We start from the raw sequence: 21,805 nt of genomic DNA, 5'->3' as shown, positions 1-21,805 counted from the left end.
TTTTTCAAGTTCCTACATAAAGCCGTTATCGGCAAGAAAGCTCGCAGTTAGCGTACTTTGCTTTTTCCCGTTTCCATCCGAAGATTCAGATGGACCGAACTTTAGTAGACGCTCCATATATTTGCCTAGCACATCGCATTCTATGTTGACTGTATCCCCGGCCTTTTTATCATGTAGGACCGTTTGAGCAAGGGTATGCGGGATGATGGATACCGCCACTTCACGATCATTTACATCAACAACGGTAAGGCTTATGCCGTCAACGGTGATGGAACCCCCGGAAATGATATATCGGAAAATATGCTTGTTCTCCGGTTCGAACCGGTAAACAACGGCATTTTCTTCGGGTATTCGTGAAAGGATCGTTGCGATTGCATCTACATGCCCTTGAACAATGTGCCCGCCGAATCGGCCATTCGCTGACATTGCCCGCTCCAAATTCACGCGTGTGCCTGTTTGTAGTTTGCGAAGATTCGTCTTGCGGTATGTTTCTGGCATAACATCCACGGAAAATGAGTCGTTATCAAAGGATATAACCGTCAAACAGACGCCATTTACAGAAATACTGTCACCCAGGTGGACATCTTCTAGTACTTTCTTGGCTGCGATGGTCAATACCATCGCTTGCCCTTGACTATGAATGCGGCGCATGTGGCCGATTTCTTCGATAATTCCGGTAAACATGCAAGTCCTCCATTCGTTAGCTCTTATAATTCGGATAGCCGGTTACGCATATATCCGGTCCGAACTGCTCGACCTTGAGTCGGTCGAGCGTAATCGCATCATCCATCTTCGCGAAGCCATCGAAGTTGATGTTTACAGGTGCTCCAGAGCCTCCGCCGATGAGTTTCGGCGCAAACATCAGCACCAGCTTGTCGATCAGGCGCTGCTCCAGCATAGCGCCGTTGAGCTTCCCTCCACCCTCTAGGAGGATGGAGCCAATCTCGCGCTCGCCGAGCTGCCGCATGGCGAGCGTTAGGTCCACCTGCGGGCCGTCCCCGCAGGTGAGGACCGTGATGCCGCGCGCTTCCAGCGCGGCACGCCGCTCTGCGGGAGCCTGTGCGCTCGCGAGCAGGATCGTCGGCTGACGATCCTGCTCCGTGAGCACCCGGGCGCCCTGCGGGACTCGCAGGAGCGAGTCCGCGACGATCCGTACCGGCTGCACAGCCGGTACGTCGCCGCGCGCGCTCAGCAGCGGGTCGTCGGCGATGACGGTGCTGACGCCGACCATGATCCCCTGATGCCGATGGCGCAGGGTATGAACGAAGGCACGCGACGCTGGCGACGTGATCCACTTGCTGTCGCCGGTCTTCGAGGCGATGCGACCGTCCAGCGTGCTTGCCGTCTTCATCGTCACATAAGGCATTCGGGTGACGATGTATTTGTTGAAGGCCTCGTTCATTGCCGCGGCCTCCTCTGCAAGCAGCCCAACCGCCACGTCGAGACCGTGCTCTCGCAGCTTAGCGATGCCTGTCCCAGCAACCTGCGGATTCGGATCCGTTCCAGCGACGACAACCCGTGACACGCCGGCCTCAATGAGTCGGTCGCTGCACGGTGGCGTCTTTCCAAAGTGACTGCACGGCTCTAATGTCACATAAGCCGTGCTGCCCTTAGCTTCCTCGCCTGCCATTTGCAAGGCGAGAACCTCGGCATGGCCATGTCCGCGCTTCAGGTGCGCTCCCATGCCAATGATGCGTCCATTTTTAACAAGGACACACCCTACTACGGGATTAATCCCTGTCTGACCAAGAGCACTTTCAGCCATTTGCAGAGCAAGTCTCATGTAAGCTTCGTCATTCAGTACATGCACGAAGTTCACCGCCTTTCAGGTTCATTCCAAAATTTGAATGCAAAAAGGCCCCTCCGTGTATCGGATAGGGGCCAGAGATTGTCTAGATAACACGAAGAAGCTTCATCCATCCATACTTGCCGCATTTTTGATCAAATCAAACAACAACGACGTATCTGCTTCAAAAAACAGACCTGCCGAATTTTTGTTTACGTGAAAAAATGTACAAGCATGCATAGCGAATCAAATGTTCGCGTTTTCCTTCTCCCATCCAGACTATACTGTCGGTTCCGGAATTGCACCGGATCAGCCGTAGCGAAGCTGTGTGTCAGGTACCGCTAGCTTCAAAACGGGTCACGGACTTATCGAAACCATGTAACGGGTACATGCTATCGAATCACCGCCGGTGTGGAATTTCACCACGCCCCGAAGGTTTTGCATACATATGAAAGTAACTTACAACTAAGAACTAGCTAAAAATTACTTTGGTAATGAAAAATTTATCACTCACACTTACAAAAAGCAAGTGCTTTTTTCCTTTTCACATTAATTTCTTACTTTTTCAATGAATTCACTCGGAATTAAATCAAAAAAGAAACCTATTGAAATAGATCAACAGGCCTCTTTTCGAATATGTCGAATTATACTTCTACAACTTCAACTTTCTCCATCAAATCTTTGCCTTTGAAAGCATCGACTAATTCCATTCCTTTGGATACTTTACCGAATACGGTGTGTTGTCCATCCAAATGCGGTTGCGGTTGGTAAGCAATATAGAACTGGCTTCCACCTGTATTTCTGCCCGCATGAGCCATAGCCAAAGAGCCGCGCTCATGTTTGTTCGGGTTGATTTCACAGTCGATTTGGTAACCAGGGCCACCAGTTCCTGTTCCAGTAGGGCAGCCACCTTGTGCTACGAATCCTGGAATAACACGATGAAAAACAAGTCCGTTATAGAAACCGGAGTTTGCTAATTTTTCAAAGTTAGCAACAGTATTCGGTGCATCGTTTTCGAAAAGATTGATAACGACTTCGCCGCCACCTGCTAGTTTAATTTTTGCTTGTTTGGCCATTTGTGGTCCACTCCTTTAGGAAATAATATCTTATTCTACTATGAAAACATCCATTTCACAAACTGCGCTATATTTCTAACACAATTCTCCCCCGACCATGCCCTGTTTGACTGCGAAAATGTGCTTCCCGCTCAAACGTAAAGAAGGAAACCCCGTGAAACTAGGCTTCCTTCTTTTTTATTCAAAACCATTTAAACGGTCTCGCTCATTTGTTTCATTCTTGCAGGAATGATGTCGTTGCCAACGATATTATCAAACGTTTCGCGTTTCACGACAAGATCACTTTGACCATCTTTCACGAAGACAACACCAGGACGGCGGATACGGTTATAATTGCTTGCCATTGCATAATTGTATGCTCCTGTGCAAGATACAGCGAGTACGTCACCTGAATTTACTTTTGGCAGGTTCAGATCCCAGATCAGCATATCGCCGCTCTCACAGCATTTCCCTGCTATAGACACAACCTCTGTTGGTTGCTCTGTAGCGCGGTTAGCCAACATTGCCTCATACACAGCATCATACAAAGCAGGACGCGGATTATCCGTCATTCCGCCATCTACAGCTACATATTTACGCACTCCTGGAATATCCTTTGTTGTCCCTACTGTGTACAACGTAGTTCCAGCGTCACCCACGATGCTCCGGCCTGGTTCAACCCAAATTTCAGGCATTGGAAAATCATTGCTGCCGAAGTTGTCTTTAATCGCGTCTGTAATAGCTTTCACATAGACGGCAACCGGAAGCGGGCTATCTTCGCTCACATAGCGAATGCCAAAACCGCCGCCAAGGTTAATGACCTTGAATGTAACGCCTATTTCTTTCCGAACTTGAACGGCAAAGCCAGCCACTTTCTCAGCAGCTATGCGGAAGCCTTCCACTTCAAAAATTTGGGAACCAATATGGGAATGAACACCCAATAGCTCCACGTTGCTTAATTGCGAAGCCTCCTGAACAGCGCGGAATGCTGATCCATTGCCCATGTCGAAACCGAATTTGGAATCCGTCTGGCCTGTAGAAATATATTCATGCGTGTGTGCCTCAACACCTGGCGTAATACGCAGTAAGATCTTCACCTTTTGGCGCTTCTCTCCGGCAATCGCATTCAACATTTGAAGTTCGATAAAGTTATCTACGACGAAACAGCCAATTTTGGCATCGATCGCCAATTCTAATTCAGTGATTGTTTTGTTATTGCCATGGAAATGAATGCGGTCCGCTGGGAAGCCGGCTTGTAGCGCCGTATAAAGCTCACCATCGGAAACAACGTCAAGTGACATTCCCTCTTCATCTACAATTCGGCACATGGCCATTACGCAGAATGCTTTACTTGCATAAGCCACTTGGAATTTCAGACCAGATGCTTTGAAAGCATCTACGAATTCACGGCAGCGCCCACGTACTAACGCTTCGTCAAATACATATAAAGGTGTGCCATATTCAGCAACTAATTTCGTTGCATCGACACCGCCGATTTCGAGGTGGCCTTGGTCGTTTATTTTACTAGTACCATGTAAATACATAGCTTTATTTCCCTCTCTCCCTGAACCATCTTCTTGCTATATTCCGCCAAGAGGTTAATGTACATTACTATTAAAAGTACCATATGGCATGCGCTTTTGACAATACACGCTTCGACATAAAAGCAAAAAAGGACAAGAGAATTCCCTGTCCTTTTTCTGCTATTTGGATTTTGGTTGACGTGTGCCATCGATCGGCTTTGTAATACTAAGCCGCGTTTTGCCTGCAAGCACCGGACGCCGAACCAGGATGGCAAAGAAGCTTTTGGCGTTAAATGGAATAAAGGGCCACATGTAGGGTGCATTAAAGGATTTCCTTGTCGCTAGCAGAATCAACCATATTGTTGAGCCTACTACAAAACCGGGCACATGGAAGATCGCCACGATGATTAAGAGCGCAAGCCTTACAATTCGATTCGCTAAACCCAGCTCATAGCTTGGTGTCGCGAACATCCCAATGGAGGCGAGTGCCAAATACAGGATAACCTCATTGATAAATAGACCGGTTTTCACCGCGATATCTCCAATCAAAATGGCTGCCACTAAACCCATTGCGGTAGCGAGCGGTGTAGGTGTATGTACGGCTGCCATTCGCATGAGATCAATCCCTATATCCGCTAACAAGAACTGAACCAATAGCGGCAGGGTTCCTTCCTTCTGCGGACCGAGAAATTCTAGTCCCGGCGGCTTTAAGGAAGGATCCATTACCATCATAAACCAAAGAGGGAGCAGGAAAATCGAAGCCATAATGCCAGCAAAGCGTACCCACCTTAAATAAGTACCGATGAAAGGCGTTTGTCGATATTCCTCTGCGTGCTGTACATGATGGAAAAACGTTGTCGGCAGGATCATGACGCTCGGCGACGTGTCCACAAAAACACATACATGTCCTTCAAGTAAATGAGCGGATACAACATCCGGCCGTTCCGAATATCGAACCATCGGGTATGGGTTCCAACCCTTATTCACAATCGCTTCTTCCAGTTGTTTTTCAGCCAGAGGAAGGCCGTCTATTTCAACATTCTTTATTTTATCTTTTACAGCTTGGACTAAGTCCGCATCAGCAATATCGTTAATATAAGCTACACAGACATCCGTTTTGGTTCGTTTGCCGATTTGCAAGATTTCCAGCTTAAATCTTTCATCGCGAATTCTTCGTCTGACTAATGTCACATTCAATAAAAGAGTTTCCACGAAGCCATCTCGTGAACCTCGAACAACCCGCTCTAAGTCAGGCTCAGCGATCGAGCGAACGGGATAACTTTTAACATCGATCGTAATGCCTGCTGTCTCCCCTTCAATGAAAAACGCCGTTCCGCCCATCAATACTTGTCCTACGACTTCAGACATTTTCTTGTAGGACTTCACTTGAATGTGCGGAATTAATTTCTCAATGAATGCTTCCAATGTATGATGTGAGACGGATTCTTCATCCGCATAAGTGAGACGTGTAATGATATCTGTTAACACCGTATCTTTGGCAAATCCATTGCAATAGAAGATGCCTACGCGCTTGGATCCGAACACCATTTCTCTGAGTATGAGATCGAAGCTTCGATCGAGTCCTACTCGTTCCTCCAGCACCCTTCGAACTTCTCGAATACTTCTGGGGATATCGTCCTGAATTTTGAGCTCCTTTTCTTCAGGCGTCATGTTGGTTATTGGATTGTAAGCAGATAAATTCCCCTCCTCATCTACGGCCAGCTTCTCTGTCTCTCCCTGTGATTCGTTTGATTCGATTGATTCGTTCGAGTCATCCTTATCGCTTCCATTTCCTTTTTTCACAATAAACTTCATTTGCACTCCTCCTTCAACACACGTTAATAAAACAACCACTCAAACAAGGATCCAAATACTTTACCGAAAATCATCGCCATTAAAAGCAAAATCATATAGGATCCCATGCCAACACGCTTGGCGAGGATGGGCAGCACGTTAATGATTTCCGTTAACGCTGCCGCTAGCATGCCAACAAAACATCCGGCAAAAATACCTACTACCGCTGTTCCCATGGGAAAAAGGTGCAGCTTAGCATCGCTAAAATCAACCCATGTAAATAAGAGTGAACCCATCACAACAGCCGCTTCATAAGCGTGTATTTTTGAAAACGAGCGTGTGATCTGGGCAAGTCTTGGAATAATATCCAGTACCACAAGGAACGCGACCATGCCGCTGCCAACAGCGATTCCACCTGCTAATCCGATAAAAGCCGCCAAGAGGGCTTCCCCAAATAGGGTAATCACGCACGGTCTCCTTCCTCATGAATTTTGATGTATTCTTCCGTTATCACATAATGGTTTATATTTTCCTGGTACATGAACATTTCCACTTCCAGCGGGCTTGGTTCTTCATTGAATTTCTTCTTGAACAGGTGGTTGAAAAAAATGACCATTCCAACACCAATACCTAGGGAATACGGGATTTGCAGAATGAGCGGATGCTCCACTTTTTTCCCTGTCATCAATTCATAAATGCGTTGGTGAACTTCCAGCATAGAAACATCCGCATGGAAATTCATGATGGCCAGCCCCGATCCGATGAACAAAAGAAGCCAAACCAAACCGATAAGTATTGGACTTGGCTTTCTAGAATCGGAGATAATCTCGAGAAGCACATGAGGTTCTCCGAAATGCTCAATTTGCAGCTGTGGATAAAGATCTTTCACTTTACGAACGATCAGCATCATATCAATGAGAACCCGATTGCCATCCTCTTGTTGCGGACGATGAATGATCAACTCGTTCAGAGCTTGCTCATATTCAGGTTCCACGAAGATCTGAGCGATATGACGTAAGTACACGACATTCCCCTTGCGAATACTAGCTTTTCGGCGAAGCCGGATGTATAGATATGGTTTTCCATCCTGAGCCATAGTTTCACTCCCCTCAGAGCTTTACGGTGAATCATCCATGTATAGGAGTAGTATGCAAAATCTTTCCTTCCCATAAACACCTGATAAGATGGTAAATTCTCCAGGAATAATGTCATCTGCATTATGGCATAGTAAGATTGAATAACGATAACTTATTCCATATAAAGAAGGTGATAACATGAAAAAATTCGCGTTAACACTAGTCATTATTGGTGCGCTGAATTGGCTCTTGGTTGGGCTTTTCGAATGGGATTTAGTTTCTGCTTTATTGGGAGGAGATTCTCATCGTGAATCTTCCGGTCTAAGCCGCATTATTTATACGGTAGTGGGCTTATGCGGAATTTACTGCGTGAGATTTTATTCAGACGACAGGCACTCTGCCCGATAAACATGCTCGTGATCACAAAAAGCCGCAAACTACCCACTAAAGAATTAGGGTAATCAGCGGCTCTTTTTTATGCAGAGCAGACTATCTGACTTGTTCAATCATTAATTTACTTTCCTCGTTTAAACCAATACAGATGACTTTTTTATTCAGTTGCTCATATTTCGTAATGGTTTTGGTTATAGCTGTTACAGCGGAATGATCCCAAACATGTGACGAGCTGAAATCAATCGTAATCGAATCGGGGTCGTTCCTATGATCAAATAACTCAATAAAATGTGCCATAGTTCCAAAAAACAGCTGACCAGAAATGCGATATACTTTTGAGCCATTTTTGTCGCTTGAAGTATGCGCCTTAATTTTGGCTGATCTCCAGCCAAATATCAAAGCACTTAACGTAACGCCTGATAAAACGCCAATCGCTAAATTGGATGTTGCTACAACGATGGCTACGGTAATAATCATGACTAGCGCGTCACTCCGCGGAATTTTAACTAAGGTTCTAAGCGACTGCCAATCAAATGTGCCCACGGATACCATGAACATTACACCTACTAGCGCGGCCATTGGAATTTGCTTGACCACATTGCCTAATACCATAATTAAGAACAGCAGGAAAACCCCCGAAACAAAGGTAGATAGTCGGGATCGACCACCCGATTTCACGTTTATGACTGTTTGACCAATCATGGCACAACCTGCCATCCCACCGAAAAAGCCAGACACGATATTAGCTATGCCCTGCCCTCTCACCTCTTTATTTTTATCACTTTTCGTTTCGGTCATTTCATCTACAATCGTTGCTGTCATCAGGGATTCAGTCATACCTACAACGGCTAATGCCAAGGAAATAGGTAATATATAGCCAATTGCTTGAAGAGTTAACGTTAAGTCAGGAATATGGAAGAACGGCAAGGTCTGTGTGATTTCACCCATATCGCCTACAGTTCGTAGATCTAGATGTAAGTTTATAGACAGTATCGTCATCACAATAATGGCAACCAAAGCAGAAGGTATGGCTTTCGTGATTAAAGGCAGCAAATAAATAATAGCCAAAGTACCAGCTACCATGGCATACATCTGCCAGCTTGCCCCGGTGAAATTAGTAAGTTGAGCCATGAAAATAATAATGGCGAGTGCATTAACAAACCCAACAATGACAGAGTGCGGAATAAACGTAATGAATTTACCAAATTTCAAAACACCCATCACATATTGAATTACACCTGTCAAAATACTGGCTGCAAATAAATATTCAATTCCATATTTCGCAACTAAAGGACCCATTAGAGAGGCCATCGCACCTGTTGCAGCTGAAATCATCCCCATCCGGCCACCTGTGAAAGATATCACTATGGCAATGATGAAAGAAGCATACAAGCCAACCATTGGGTCTACACCGGCTAGAATGGAGAACGCAATGGCTTCGGGAATTAAAGCTAAAGCAACCGTTATACCAGACAAAACATCCTTACGAATATTAAAAAACCATGAATCCTTCCATTTGCTATAAATCAAAAATACACACTCCTAAGTTAATTTTGGTGACTTTTCACTCTCAGAAAAGTCGGGACCGTTATTTGCAGTATTTATTATACACAAATCGAGACTATGTCTCTACATAGTCAAATAACCGTTCCTCCGAGGAGGAACGGTTATTTATTTCAAAAGCCTGTTATTGAGCAATCTGATCTTTAATCGATTGCAAAATTTTCTTTTCCAATCGTGATACCTGCACTTGGGAAATACCTAGCCTACTCGCGACCTCGGACTGCGTTTGATCTCGGAAATAACGGAGATAAACGATGAGCCGTTCTCGCTCCGAAAGCGTCCCAATAGCTTCATTCAGCGCAAGCTTTTCGAACCACTTTTCTCCGGACTCATCCGAAATTTGATCCATTAGCGTGATAGGATCACCATCGTTCTCAAAGACGGTCTCATGGATGGAAGAGAGAGGTTTGTTCGCCTCTTGCGCGAAAACAACTTCTTCCGCCGTTATCATAAGCTCCTCTGCGACCTCTTTGATCGTAGGCAATCTGCCAAGCCGCTTCGAAAGCTCATCCTTCGTCTTGCGAATCTTATTCGCCAATTCTTTGAGCGAACGGCTTACTTTAAGTGTTCCGTCATCACGAAGAAAGCGTTGAATTTCACCGATAATCATCGGTACCGCATAGGTTGAAAACTTCACATCATAAGATAGATCGAATTTGTCTACGGACTTCAGCAGTCCGATACAACCGATCTGGAACAAGTCTTCGGCTTCGTATCCTCGGTTCAAAAACCGTTGAACCACAGACCAAACCAAGCGGATATTGCAGCTGACAAGTGTTTCTCTGGCGAGTCCATCTCCGGATTGGCTGAGGGCGATTAACCGTTTGACTTCCGAATCGTCTAAATAACTATGAGAAGCATGTTTCAGATCGACATCCATAGATCAAACCCCTAATTGTATAAAGCTTTTTTAGATTCAATTCGCTTCAACATGTTTATTTTGGTTCCGATTCCGACGGCCGTCACAACTTCTACTTCGTCCATGAAATTTTCCATAATCGTGAAACCCATGCCAGAGCGTTCCAACTCTGGTTTGGATGTATATAGTGGCTGTTTCGCCTGTTCTAAATCAGCAATCCCTGAACCCTTGTCTTCGATCGTAATACGAACTACGTCGTCATCAATTTGCGTCGAAATCTTGATAACGCCATCTGTTCTATTGTTATAACCATGAATAATCGAATTTGTTACCGCTTCAGAAACAACCGTCTTGATATCGGTTAATTCATTCAGCGTAGGATCCAATTGAGAGACGAAAGCAGCAACAGCTACACGAGCAAAAGCTTCATTCTCCGAACGACTGGCGAACTCAAGTGTCATAAAGTTATGTTCACTCATAATGCAACCTCCAAACTGGACATTGCATTGCGTTCGTTGTCCTGTATAGATACAATCTTGAACATTCCAGAAAGCTCGAACAAGCGGTAGACAGCAGGAGCAACGTCACAAACGACCATTTTGCCGCCTTTACTCGTAATCTGCTTATAGCGGCCGAGAATGACGCCTAGACCTGAGCTGTCCATGAAGGATAGATCCTTCAAACTAAGGATTAAATGACGCGTATGCTCTTTGGCAATCGCTTCCTCCATCCTTGCTTTCACAACATCGGCTGTGTGATGATCCAGCTCGCCTTTCAATCTAACAATCAGCGCTCTTCGGCCTTGCTCGAATTCAATTTGCAGGCTCAACATGTTCACTCCTCTCAGCTGAGAGACTTTGAGCATACTCAAAGATCCCGTCATGAAACTTAAGTTTCTACAGCTGAGATGGATTCTCCTGCCCCCCGACAAAACTAGAAGAAAACTGCTAAAACTAGAAGAAAACTGCGCTTATTCGCGAAATCTCACCATTAATCCGTATGAAACAGATTCGATGTGGTTCGCTTGAATAGCTTCCACCAGGACGCTTTATCTACAGCAACTGGAGACTCGAGTGGGTATTCAGCAAGTAAATTATCGCCATTGTAAACAACAATTCTTCCGATTGGTTGCCCCATAGAAATCGGTGCTTTTATGTTTGGATCGAGTTTCAGTTCATGTCGAATCTCCCCAGTGACGGTACCCTTTTTCATTAAAATACTATAATTCTGCTTCGCGACTAACGGTACTGTCGAAACCTGACCTTTATTAACCGTAAAATTTCCAAGACTGTCGCCAGATTTAAACAAAGGATAGTTCGTAAATTGCGCAAAAGCGTAATCAAACAGCTTCGTTACTTCAGCATTCCGTGTTTTAGTATTTGGTTCACCGAGCACCACGGCAACGACCCGTAAATTATCCCGTTTTGCTGTTGCAGATAAGCAGAATTTCGCTTCGCTTGTGTATCCCGTTTTCAAACCATCTGCACCGCTGTAGAAGCGCACCAATTTATTCGTATTCACGAGCCAGAACGGCGTTGCCGTTTCTTTTCGCAGATAGTCTTGATAAGCTCCTGTAAATTTAGTAATCCCCTCATGCTTGAGCAGTTCTCTTGACATGACGGCAATATCATTCGCACTTGTATAATGATTGGCCACAGGCAGTCCGTTGCAATTTGAAAAATGGGTGTTTTTCATGCCTAACTGCTGTGCACGATCGTTCATCATTTGCACAAAATTCTCTTCCGATCCTGCGATTTTCTCAGCCATTGCCACAGAAGCATCGTTCCCGGAAGCCATGGCAATCCCCTTCAGCATTTCCTCAACCGTCATCTCTTCGCCAGGCTCAAGGAAAATTTGCGATCCACCCATGGAAGCCGCGTATTCACTGACCTTGACCTTCTCATCCATTTTAATATTGCCTTTGTCGACAGCTTCCATAATGAGCAGCATCGTCATTATTTTCGTAATACTGGCCGGAGGAAGCTTTGCATCCTTATTCTTTTCGGCAATGACCGTGCCCGTGTCTGCATCCATTAATACAGCGGATTGTGCATTCGGTGTCAAATCGACCGTTGGCGCCTTCTTCTCTTCCGCAAATGCGGCTGGTATGAGCAGCATCAAACATAGCTGTAAACAGATTAAACTTATTAGCCCTTTTTTTCGCATAGCAATTGTACCCCTCCTGTGATGTATGAAGTGAAAGTCTGACACTTGCAGCTTGAATGACTGCTATTCAGTCTTGACGATTTCCGCACAAAATATTCCAACAGGAAGAAAATAAAAAAGGCACTTTCCGCGTGGAAAGTGCTTGGGCAAATCATTTGGCATTAAACAATGACATCATAAATTAATTGAATGGGAGCAGGTTTGCTATTCTCGATGCGATAGGCTCCTTGAATCATACTCTCGACTGCCTTCACATCCTGTTGATTCGCATGAATGGTACAGATAGATTCCCCAATCTGCACCTCGTCACCGATTTTCCTATTCAAAGTAAGACCCACTGCATAATCAATCTGATCTTCCTTCTTGGCACGACCAGCGCCAAGCAGCATTGCGGCAATACCGATTTGTTCCGCATTGATCTGATTAATAAAGCCATCTTTCTCAGCCAGTACTTCGAATTGGTAAGCTGCCGTCGGGAGGAGCTCAGGTTGGTCAACCACATTCGGATCACCGCCCTGGCTTGCTATGAAGCGTTTGAATGTCTCTAACGCCTTCCCGTTCAGGACAATATCGCGGACAGCCACCTGAGCCTCCTCGAAGCTCTCAAACACTTTCCCCAGCAGCGACATGTAGGCAGCAACCGAGATCGCTACCTCCGTCAGCTCCTTATCACCGGTACCGCGGAGCACTTCAATGGATTCACGAATCTCATTTGCATTTCCGATTTCACGTCCGAGCGGCTGCTCCATGTCTGTAATCATGGCGATTGTGTTCCGCTTTAATTGCGTTCCAATATCAACCATCGTACGAGCCAGGGCTCTTGCATCGTCCACTGTTTTCATGAAGGCGCCTGAACCGATTTTCACGTCCAGCACAATAGCATCTGCTCCGGAAGCTATCTTCTTACTCATAATGGAGCTAGCGATTAAGGGAATTGAATCAACCGTTGCTGTTACATCGCGAAGTGCATACATCTTCTTATCAGCAGGAGCTAAGTTACCGCTCTGGCCAACGATGGCGATTTTATTCGTATTCACCGCATGAATAAAAGCTTCTTTCGTCAATTCAATTTGAAAGCCTGGAATCGACTCTAGCTTATCTACCGTACCGCCCGTATGCCCTAATCCTCGGCCAGACATCTTGGCTACTGGGATTCCTAGCGAAGCAACAATAGGTCCAACGATCAGGCTTATTTTGTCCCCAACCCCGCCTGTTGAGTGTTTATCCACTTTAATCCCGGCAATCTCCGATAAATCGATCATTTCTCCCGATCCTGCCATGGCTAGCGTGAGTGCAGAGATCTCTTCACTTGTCATCCCATTGAAGAAAATAGCCATCAATAAAGCTGACATTTGATAATCTGGAATATCACCGCGTGTATATCCGCTAACGATATACGTAATTTCTTGTTCGCTAAGCACTTCACCAGAACGTTTCTTATGGATTAAATCAACCATTCTCATGTTCATTCCTCCTTAAGATTACCTAAGAGTTTCGCTAGAAAACTTGCATCGTACGCATACTCATCAAAATCGAAAAAAGGGAGCTGCTAGAGCCCCCTCTGATACTACCATTATTGGTTAAGAAACAACTAATTTGGATTTCATTTTGGCATGACCTTCACCACAAGGAAGGACACACTGAATTTCATAAGTGCCTGGTTTATCGAAAGTTATTTGTTTGGAAGGATTTTCTTTATCCAACTTGATATCCAATCCTACGATTTCAATCGCATGTACACCTTCTTTTAAAGACAAGGTAACTTTCGTAGGCTCACCGCTTTTAACCGTATAATCTGCAGAATCGAACTGCCAGTTAGAAGCTGCAATTTTAAGCTGTTGACCTTTGCCAGCGGCAGCCTCTGCTTCCTTAGCCACTTGGCGGTCAGAAATATCTTGAAAGAGGACTCCCAGCCCCAATGCGCCCGCAAGTATAAATAACACAAAGAAAATCCACTTTTGCATGCATATCCCCCTCATAATGTGTTCACTTCATCTATTCTACCTAACATCTTCAGACAATCCCATACATGGTTAGTGGCAAATCCTTGAATATTTTGTGACAAAATTGTGACTCAGCCTTTCGTAAAAACATCCCCCTTATCGGGGGATATCACCATTACTATTGCCCATTTTGTTATAAATTACACACCACTAAGTCTTTCACGTATTTGAAAACCGCCAGTGGATACTGACTGTTTTTCTCTAAGAAGTGGTTGAAATGATCGGTCTTTCTCTTTCAGTTCTCTAATATCCCTATTAATTCGGTACGTGCAATCCGGGCAGAGCTTTTGTCCGCGAATCGGTTTCGAGCATGATACGCAGGGATAGTTCAAATTCGGATAATCCGAAAGCAGCAGCTTCCCCTCTTTAATCCAAGTATGCATTTGCTCTTGTGAAACACCTGTCGCTTCGCTGAATTGCCTATTCGTTGAGCGATGATTTTTACGTAGAAATTCAAGACTGGTCGTGAGCATGGAATCCATGCTGCGGCTGCAATCTGAACACTGGTTTCGAAAATTTTTCTGGAACACTTTCCCGCATTTAGGACAGTTAGCGACCATTAATTGTTGGACTGACATGCTCCATCACATCCTTGTTATGGAATGGGTATCTGTATCTACGACACCCTCTAATATAGTTCTAATTAACTATATATTAGCATGACTCCCTCCGAATTCACAGGTCTCCAGAAGCTTATTTTCATTAAAAGTTCATAAAAAATATAGCCAAATTATCCCAGACGGACCTCACGAACAAAGGCCTTAACAAGTGCAATGAACTTCGGTTTCGTCCGATTTGCAACCGCCACAACCTGCTCATGCGTCAATGGTTCCAGCTCTTCGCCTATCGCCATATCGGTAATACACGAAATCCCTAACACCTTAAGTCCTGCATGACGTGCTGCAATAACTTCTCCTACCGTGGACATGCCAATCGCGTCGCCACCGATGCGAGCTAACATCGTAAGTTCAACTGGCGTACAGTAGGTTGGTCCTGTAATCCCCGCATAGACCCCTTCCTGCAGCTTCAGCGGCACGCCATCTTCTCCTACGACCGTTTGTGCCAGCTCATGAGCCAGCTTGCGGTATTCGCGGTTGTACGCTTCCGACATGTCCGGGAAACGAACACCGAGATCAGCATGGTTAGGTCCGATAAGCGGGTTATCACCTGTCATATTCAAATGGTCGCTAATAACCATAAGATCTCCCGCTTTGAAATCTCGATTCATCCCGCCTGCTGCGTTCGTCATCACAACCGTCTGAACGCCAATGGCTTTCATAACGTAAACAGGAAATACAACCTTTTTCATATCGTAGCCTTCATAATAATGAAAACGACCCTGCATAACAATAACTTGCTTACCTTCAAGGGTACCTGCAACAAAACGGCCTTCATGACCTTCAACAGTTGAAACGGGAAAGTGAGGAACCTCGCTATAATCGATGGCTATGGGCTGCTCAACCTGATTCGCCATATCTCCCAAGCCTGATCCCAAAACTAATCCGATAACAGGCTTAACTCCGCCTAAACGCTGCTCAATAAAGCTCGCTGCTTCTTTAATTTTATCTATGTAAGTCAGTTCCATTTTGTTCTCCTCTTCTAGTTAAAGTGCTTCAATAATGCCTAGTACTAATTTCAGAAACTTAGGCTTTACTTTCTCTGTCGTTTCCATGACTTCTGCATGGGAGAGTGGCTGGTCTAATATACCTGATGCCATATTCGAAATACAGGAGAATCCAAGCACTTCGATTCCTGCATGACGTGCTACAATCACTTCAGGTACCGTCGACATCCCAACGGAATCACCGCCTAATGTGCGGAACATGCGAATCTCAGCAGGTGTTTCATAGTTAGGACCGAGGAGTCCCACATAGACGCCTTCTTGTAAGTGGAAGTTCTGTGATGCCGCAACTTCGTGCGCCAATTTACGCAGACGTTTGCTGTAAGCTTCCGACATATCCGGAAAGCGAACACCTAAAGCCGAGTCATTCGGTCCAATGAGTGGGTTGCGGTATGTCAAATTCAGATGATCACTTATGACCATAAGATCGCCAACTTGGTAGGATTCATTAATTCCACCAGCTGCATTCGTCACTATCAGCGTTTCTACACCTAGTTCTTTCATAACTCTTACTGGAAAAGAAACCGTTTCCGCGCCATAGCCTTCATAAGCATGAAAGCGGCCTTTCATCACTAACACTTGTTTGCCTTGAATCGTACCAACGACCAATTCTCCGGCATGCCCTTCCACCGTAGACACTGGGAAATGGGGAATTCTCGAGTAGTCTACAACGATAGGCTGCTCAATAAGATCAGCAAGAACGCCGAGACCAGAACCAAGAATCAGTCCAATTTGGGGTTTAATATTCGTTTCCTTGCTAATGAATGCAGCTGCTTCTTGAATCTTTTGAATCATGGACGTATCGGACATGGGTGGATTCCTCCTAAGCGATTTCAGTTCACATAGACTGAGTATTTCGTAATCATTTATTTTAAAAGATGTAAGAAGCTCTCGCCTTGATCGGTTGCACTAACGCCAAAATTATCTGCGATGGTCGCTCCCAGATCAGCGAAGGTTCCGCGGATACCAAGCGAAGCAGGGGATTGGAAGCTTGGGCTGTATAACAAAACAGGCACATATTCGCGTGTATGATCGGTTCCCGGATGCACAGGATCATTGCCATGATCCGCCGTAAGGATTAGTAGATCCTTCGGTCCTAGACCCGCTTTGAGCTGAGGCACATAAGCATCAAACTCCTCCAGTGATCTTCCATAGCCCTCAGGATCACGACGATGCCCAAACAACGAGTCAAAATCGACAAGATTCGTAAAAGCGAGTCCTTTAAACGACGAGCCCAGTACCTCTATCGTCTTCTGAATACCATCTAAATTACTTTTTGTTGATGTGGCTTTTGTAACACCTTCACCATCGAAAATGTCATTAATTTTCCCAATCGCAATCACATCATATCCAGCATCCTTCAAATGATTCATGACCGTTGGCGCTGGCGGTTTCACGGCATAGTCATGGCGATTCGGAGTACGTTTGAAAGCGCCAGGCTCCCCGAGGTACGGTCTAGCAATGACTCTGCCCACCGCAAACTCATCCTGCATGGTCAACCTTCTGGCAATCTTGCATGCCCGATACAGCTCTTCTAGCGGAATGACGTCTTCATGCGCAGCTAGTTGAAATACACTATCCGCAGATGTATAAACGATCCAATCCCCTGTTTTCATCTGCTCTTCTCCGAGCTCGTCTAAAATTTCAGTGCCTGAGGCCGGCTTATTTCCAATGACTTTACGCCCTGTCTCCTGCTCAAATTGAGAAATCAATTTTTCTGGAAATCCATCCGGAAATACATTAAATGGGGTATTAATTCGAAGCCCCATCAATTCCCAGTGGCCTGTCATCGTGTCTTTCCCAACAGACACCTCAGCCATTTTCCCATAATAACCTTCTGGTGAATCAGTTGCAGGAATCCCTTTAATATCAGCTATGCTCCCAAGTCCCATTCGCTGTAAATTAGGGAGTGCAAATCCGCTTACTCTCTCTGCAATATGTCCTAGTGTGTGAGCGCCACTATCGCCAAACTGCTTGGCATCCGGTAATTCGCCGATGCCTACACTATCCAATACAATTAAACATATACGTTCAAAGCGCACTCTTGTCCCTCCAAATCAATTCCTAATGTCATCCACCCTCGATTATCTCACTTCCACTCTATGAATGCAAAACAGCAGCTTCCCCTAGGGAAATGCCGCTGTAAGGTTATAATTTCGCTCTTGGATGTGCAAGGTTGTAAACCTCTTTCATTTTGAGCTTGGTGACTTGAACATACATTTGTGTCGAGGAAATATCGGAATGTCCCAGCATTTCTTGAACCGATCTCAGATCTGCGCCATTTTCAATTAAATGGGCAGCAAAAGAATGCCTTAAGGCATGAGGTGTTATCTCATTCGCGATATTCATCTCATTTGCATATTTTTTTAAAATCTTCCAAAACCCTTGCCTCGTCATCCTTGTTCCCAAGTGTCCGATAAATAAGGCTTCTTCATCCGCCGTTTTTTTCAACAACTTCATCCGATAATTATGTATATAGGTCGTTAAACACCGAATGGCGATTGAGCTAAGAGGAATGTTACGTTCTTTATCCGCTTTCCCTATACAGCGGATGAAGCCCATTTGCAAATTGATATCCGTTACATTCAGAGAAATGAGCTCCGATACTCGGATCCCAGTCGCATAGAGCAATTCCAGCATGGCCTTATCACGCGCGCCGCTCACATGCTCAGGTTGTGGTGCATCAAGGAGCTTCTCTACCTCTCCAATCGACAGCACTTTAGGAAGCTTTTTTTCCAGCTTGGGAGCATCAACATAAATACTTGGATCAGAATCCATTACACGTTCTTTCACTAAATATTGATAAAGTGCTCGAATGGAAACCATATTGCGAGACAAGGTTGCTGATGCTCGTCCGAGCATTTTCATCTGCGATAAGTATCCAGCAATGTGAGTTTTCCCTGTGTCTTTCCAAGCCGTAATGCCTTGCTGTTGTAGATAATCAACAAATTGCTGTAGGTCTCTCTCATAGGATTCCAACGTATTCCGGGATAGTCCCCGTTCAACTGACAAAAATCGGATGAAGGATTGCAAGTCTTTCGTCATCATGCCGATATACTCCTTCGTTATCATGCCATATCTTCATACCGAATAGCATTCAACGATTCCAGTGCGAACTCCTCTTTTTTACGCTTTCTTTATTCCCCATACCAATAAAATAAACGCAAACGGTCACTCATTGTTCCTGTATCCGAAACCGAAGTATGCTCGTGATGGCCAAACACCTTAACGGACTTTCCCGTTGGTGTTCTGTATTTGTTCACAGGCTGAATCCAACCCGTTAGAACAAGCATAACTTGATATAGAATCACAGTCAAAGTCATAAATAGTAAAATAAAGCGTAAGCGAACAATTAGTTTTCGATATGAAAATATCATAGCCAGTCCTCATTTCTATCCCCTTTTTATGATCAGGATATGAGGCTTGGTCTATGATTATGACAGATCGGACAACTTCACATACGGCTTTCCTAGTGCTTCAGCCACTGCGGGGTGCGTTACACTCCCTTTGTAGGTATTCACACCTAATTGGAGTGCGTAATTAGCAGCTACAGCCTGTTCAAAACCTTTATTGGCAAGCTCCATGGCATAAGGTATCGTCACATTGGTTAACCCCAGTGTTGAAGTTCTCGGAACGGCACCAGGCATATTGGCAACAGCATAATGCAGTACGCCATGTTTCTCATAGGTGGGATTACTGTGCGTTGTCACACGGTCAATCGTTTCAATCGATCCACCTTGGTCCACGGCAACATCTACAATCACAGCGCCTGGCTTCATGCTTTGAACCATTGCTTCCGTTACTAATCTTGGAGCTCTAGCTCCAGGTATAAGAACAGCGCCAATTAATAAATCCGCCTTCTGTACAGCACTCGCAATATTATAAGGATTAGACATCAATGTTCGCAGTCTTCCCCCGAATATGTCGTCCAGAGCTCTCATCCGATCGGCACTCCGTTCAATAATGACAACATTAGCTCCAAGTCCGAGCGCCATTTTGGCCGCATTCGTTCCAACGATCCCTCCGCCCAAAATAATGACATCGGCTGGCGGCACTCCGGGTACACCACCCAATAAAATTCCGCGTCCCCCATAGAATTTTTCCAAAAAATGGGCGCCAATTTGTACCGACATCCGGCCAGCGACTTCACTCATCGGTGTCAAAAGCGGCAATGAGCCATTCGGAAGTTGAATCGTTTCGTAGGCAATCCCTGTCACTTTCTTGTTAAGCAAATGTTCAGCCAAGTCTCCTGCCGCTGCCAAATGCAAATAGGTGAACAACATCTGCCCTTCCCGGAAATAACCATACTCTGCTGGTAAAGGTTCCTTAACTTTCATAATCATATCGCTGAGAGCCCATACCTCAGCAGCCTCCGCGACAATAACGGCACCTTCGCGAGCATAGTCCTCATCACCGAAGCCGCTGCCAACACCAGCCCCAGTTTCAACAAACACTTGATGTCCTGCCATCAAGAGCATACCCGCTCCTCCAGGCGTTAAAGCTACTCTGTTTTCATTGTTTTTGATTTCTTTTGGAACGCCGACTACAATAGGTTGCTGAGTCATAGTTGCTACCTTCTTCCTTATTATCACTAAACATAATGTGCCATCCTTCTATACGAATTATGTGAGTTAATATCCGACTTTTCTTATTACCTAGTATATGAAAAGAACACAAAAATGCCTGTATGCACAGGGTGTGCTTACAGGCATTTTCATTGTATAAACAGCTTCTATTCCGAAACTGTTATTTTAGATTTGTCCAATGAGTCCGGTTTGCCTCGATCGTTACAGCGATAGCATATACCTTGAAAATCAAGTCGATGATCTAGCACTTGAAAATGAAAATCTTGCTCTAACCGTTCTTCCAAAGGTCCGAGCCAATCTTCCATAATTTCATCTACGGCTCCGCATTGCACGCAGATTAAGTGATGGTGATGATGACGTGTACTGTCGTCACGTAAATCGTAACGAGCGACACCGTCGCCAAAATTCATTTTTTCCAAGACATGCAGCTCACTCAGCAGCTCTAAAGTTCGGTAAACTGTTGCCAATCCGATCTCTGGAGCCTTGTCCTTCACAAGCATAAACACATCTTCAGCGCTTAAATGATCTTGTTCATTCTCTAAAAGTACGCGTACTGTCGCTTCCCGTTGAGGGGTTAGTTTGTACCCTTGGGATTGCAATTGCTGCTTAATCTTCTCGATCCTTGCTTCCATATGCCTCCCCCTCAGAAAGGTGGGCATCCAAGCCCAGTTTTAGCCACTCTTTTTATTATAGGGGGAGCTGACTGACAAAGTCAAACAGAAACATAAGTGGATCTCTTATCCATATAGGCCAACTAGCATAGGCGTTACCCATTTCATCATCAATTGTGACATATATCCTTCCCAAAGCGCTGCTCCAAGGAGGAATACCCCCATCAAGAGGGTTAGCGTTGTATATCGCATAAAGGGCTGGTATATGTTACCATTTCGGCTCATGAAGCGATTTTTGATCATATATATGGAGAACGCCATAGCCGCTACACTGCAGAATAGGATAGCCGGAATAACAATCAGGTTCTGCGGCGCAACGGAAACAAGCGCAAATAACATGCCCTTCCATGACATTTGGCCGACCAGATACCCAACCGTAAACCCAATTAGCACACCTTTGAGAAAGTCCAAAACGAGAATCAGCGGCAGCCCGACAATAGACAAACCAAAGAGCCATATCAACAAAATCCACTTCATATGCATGCCGAAAGCTTGAACGAACGATTGCCTGCTGTCAAACTCGGCACCTTCGTTAATTTCATGAAAAAAACTACCCAAATGACGAGTCATTTCTTGCTTTTGCTCCAAAGAAAGTGCATTCACCATCACGGCGCCGAACACGACCCCTATGATGAAAAGAACGGAGACGAATATAAATAGCGGCAAATTATCCTTCATATATTGTTTCATCGTTAGGTTCCTATTCATC

Annotated in this window: 24 protein-coding genes and 1 riboswitch; of the genes, 1 reads left to right on the top strand and 23 read right to left on the bottom strand. The window is 45.0% G+C overall.

Going from position 1 to position 21,805, the window contains the following annotated elements; all coding sequences use genetic code 11:
• Positions 1–12: 12 nt before the first annotated feature.
• The 7 genes from ribE to ASG85_RS33225 form a co-directional block, all read right to left on the bottom strand.
• The gene (gene ribE, locus ASG85_RS33255; RefSeq protein ID WP_057306360.1) at positions 13–684 is read right to left on the bottom strand and encodes a riboflavin synthase; all 672 of its coding nucleotides are present in this window, start codon (positions 682–684) and stop codon (positions 13–15) included.
• A gap of 16 nt (positions 685–700) precedes the next feature.
• The gene (gene ribD / locus ASG85_RS33250; protein WP_235550271.1) at positions 701–1,810 is read right to left on the bottom strand and encodes a bifunctional diaminohydroxyphosphoribosylaminopyrimidine deaminase/5-amino-6-(5-phosphoribosylamino)uracil reductase RibD; all 1,110 of its coding nucleotides are present in this window, start codon (positions 1,808–1,810) and stop codon (positions 701–703) included.
• Between the two features lie 234 nt (positions 1,811–2,044).
• Positions 2,045–2,227: riboswitch (FMN riboswitch) on the bottom strand.
• 203 nt (positions 2,228–2,430) lie between these two features.
• A complete protein-coding gene (locus tag ASG85_RS33245; RefSeq protein ID WP_060649058.1) occupies positions 2,431–2,862 on the bottom strand; it encodes a peptidylprolyl isomerase in 432 nt (143 codons plus the stop codon).
• 191 nt (positions 2,863–3,053) lie between these two features.
• Positions 3,054–4,385, bottom strand: coding sequence for a diaminopimelate decarboxylase (gene lysA / locus ASG85_RS33240; RefSeq protein WP_060649057.1), 1,332 nt, complete (start codon positions 4,383–4,385; stop codon positions 3,054–3,056).
• A 159-nt stretch (positions 4,386–4,544) separates the two neighbouring features.
• Complete coding sequence (locus tag ASG85_RS33235; protein ID WP_060649056.1) at positions 4,545–6,179, bottom strand: spore germination protein; 1,635 nt, start codon at positions 6,177–6,179, stop codon at positions 4,545–4,547.
• Positions 6,180–6,202: 23 nt separating this feature from the next.
• Positions 6,203–6,625 carry a stage V sporulation protein AB gene (locus ASG85_RS33230; RefSeq protein ID WP_057306363.1) on the bottom strand — a complete coding sequence of 141 codons (423 nt, stop codon included), beginning with the start codon at positions 6,623–6,625 and terminating at the stop codon, positions 6,203–6,205.
• Complete coding sequence (locus ASG85_RS33225; protein ID WP_060649055.1) at positions 6,622–7,254, bottom strand: stage V sporulation protein AA; 633 nt, start codon at positions 7,252–7,254, stop codon at positions 6,622–6,624. Before ASG85_RS33225 ends, ASG85_RS33230 begins: the two co-directional genes overlap by 4 nt.
• Positions 7,255–7,432: 178 nt before the next feature.
• Between ASG85_RS33225 and ASG85_RS33220 the strand changes: the two genes are divergently transcribed.
• Positions 7,433–7,642, top strand: a complete 210-nt coding sequence (locus tag ASG85_RS33220) for a DUF378 domain-containing protein (protein ID WP_057306365.1) — start codon at positions 7,433–7,435, stop codon at positions 7,640–7,642.
• Positions 7,643–7,723: 81 nt separating this feature from the next.
• On the opposite strand, the gene ASG85_RS33215 is transcribed toward ASG85_RS33220, so the two are convergent.
• The 16 genes from ASG85_RS33215 to spoIIM all read right to left on the bottom strand — a co-directional run bounded on the left by ASG85_RS33215 (position 7,724) and on the right by spoIIM (position 21,804).
• The gene (locus ASG85_RS33215) at positions 7,724–9,154 is read right to left on the bottom strand and encodes a SulP family inorganic anion transporter (protein ID WP_060649121.1); all 1,431 of its coding nucleotides are present in this window, start codon (positions 9,152–9,154) and stop codon (positions 7,724–7,726) included.
• Between the two features lie 160 nt (positions 9,155–9,314).
• Entirely contained in the window at positions 9,315–10,070 is a 756-nt protein-coding gene (gene sigF, locus ASG85_RS33210) for an RNA polymerase sporulation sigma factor SigF (RefSeq protein ID WP_029192952.1), read from the bottom strand.
• A gap of 11 nt (positions 10,071–10,081) precedes the next feature.
• Complete coding sequence (gene spoIIAB / locus ASG85_RS33205) at positions 10,082–10,528, bottom strand: anti-sigma F factor (RefSeq protein ID WP_060649054.1); 447 nt, start codon at positions 10,526–10,528, stop codon at positions 10,082–10,084.
• Positions 10,525–10,878: an anti-sigma F factor antagonist gene (spoIIAA, locus tag ASG85_RS33200; protein ID WP_047674049.1), complete on the bottom strand. Its 354-nt coding sequence runs from the start codon at positions 10,876–10,878 to the stop codon at positions 10,525–10,527. The genes spoIIAB and spoIIAA overlap by 4 nt, the downstream gene beginning before the upstream one ends.
• Before the next feature lie 161 nt (positions 10,879–11,039).
• Positions 11,040–12,215, bottom strand: coding sequence for a D-alanyl-D-alanine carboxypeptidase family protein (locus ASG85_RS33195; protein ID WP_060649053.1), 1,176 nt, complete (start codon positions 12,213–12,215; stop codon positions 11,040–11,042).
• Between the two features lie 161 nt (positions 12,216–12,376).
• On the bottom strand, positions 12,377–13,678 hold the full coding sequence (locus ASG85_RS33190) for a pyrimidine-nucleoside phosphorylase (protein ID WP_060649052.1): 1,302 nt from the start codon (positions 13,676–13,678) through the stop codon (positions 12,377–12,379).
• A 117-nt stretch (positions 13,679–13,795) separates the two neighbouring features.
• Positions 13,796–14,179, bottom strand: a complete 384-nt coding sequence (locus tag ASG85_RS33185) for a cupredoxin domain-containing protein (protein WP_057306369.1) — start codon at positions 14,177–14,179, stop codon at positions 13,796–13,798.
• A 179-nt stretch (positions 14,180–14,358) separates the two neighbouring features.
• A complete protein-coding gene (locus tag ASG85_RS33180; protein ID WP_057306370.1) occupies positions 14,359–14,796 on the bottom strand; it encodes a hypothetical protein in 438 nt (145 codons plus the stop codon).
• Between the two features lie 152 nt (positions 14,797–14,948).
• A complete protein-coding gene (locus tag ASG85_RS33175; RefSeq protein WP_060649051.1) occupies positions 14,949–15,803 on the bottom strand; it encodes a purine-nucleoside phosphorylase in 855 nt (284 codons plus the stop codon).
• A gap of 18 nt (positions 15,804–15,821) precedes the next feature.
• Positions 15,822–16,649 carry a purine-nucleoside phosphorylase gene (locus ASG85_RS33170; protein ID WP_057306372.1) on the bottom strand — a complete coding sequence of 276 codons (828 nt, stop codon included), beginning with the start codon at positions 16,647–16,649 and terminating at the stop codon, positions 15,822–15,824.
• A 56-nt stretch (positions 16,650–16,705) separates the two neighbouring features.
• Positions 16,706–17,881, bottom strand: coding sequence for a phosphopentomutase (deoB, locus tag ASG85_RS33165; RefSeq protein WP_057306373.1), 1,176 nt, complete (start codon positions 17,879–17,881; stop codon positions 16,706–16,708).
• Positions 17,882–17,987: 106 nt separating this feature from the next.
• Positions 17,988–18,884, bottom strand: a complete 897-nt coding sequence (xerD, locus tag ASG85_RS33160; protein ID WP_057307055.1) for a site-specific tyrosine recombinase XerD — start codon at positions 18,882–18,884, stop codon at positions 17,988–17,990.
• A gap of 92 nt (positions 18,885–18,976) precedes the next feature.
• Positions 18,977–19,216: a DUF4227 family protein gene (locus ASG85_RS33155; RefSeq protein ID WP_057306374.1), complete on the bottom strand. Its 240-nt coding sequence runs from the start codon at positions 19,214–19,216 to the stop codon at positions 18,977–18,979.
• 57 nt (positions 19,217–19,273) lie between these two features.
• Positions 19,274–20,389 carry an alanine dehydrogenase gene (gene ald, locus ASG85_RS33150; protein ID WP_060649120.1) on the bottom strand — a complete coding sequence of 372 codons (1,116 nt, stop codon included), beginning with the start codon at positions 20,387–20,389 and terminating at the stop codon, positions 19,274–19,276.
• Positions 20,390–20,571: 182 nt separating this feature from the next.
• Positions 20,572–21,057, bottom strand: a complete 486-nt coding sequence (locus tag ASG85_RS33145; protein WP_057306375.1) for a Fur family transcriptional regulator — start codon at positions 21,055–21,057, stop codon at positions 20,572–20,574.
• A 105-nt stretch (positions 21,058–21,162) separates the two neighbouring features.
• The gene (gene spoIIM / locus ASG85_RS33140) at positions 21,163–21,804 is read right to left on the bottom strand and encodes a stage II sporulation protein M (protein ID WP_057306376.1); all 642 of its coding nucleotides are present in this window, start codon (positions 21,802–21,804) and stop codon (positions 21,163–21,165) included.
• Position 21,805 lies beyond the last annotated feature (1 nt).

This window comes from Paenibacillus sp. Soil724D2 (assembly GCF_001427935.1).
GTDB lineage: Bacteria > Bacillota > Bacilli > Paenibacillales > NBRC-103111 > Paenibacillus_E.
This window is presented reverse-complemented; position numbering and strand designations above follow the sequence as displayed.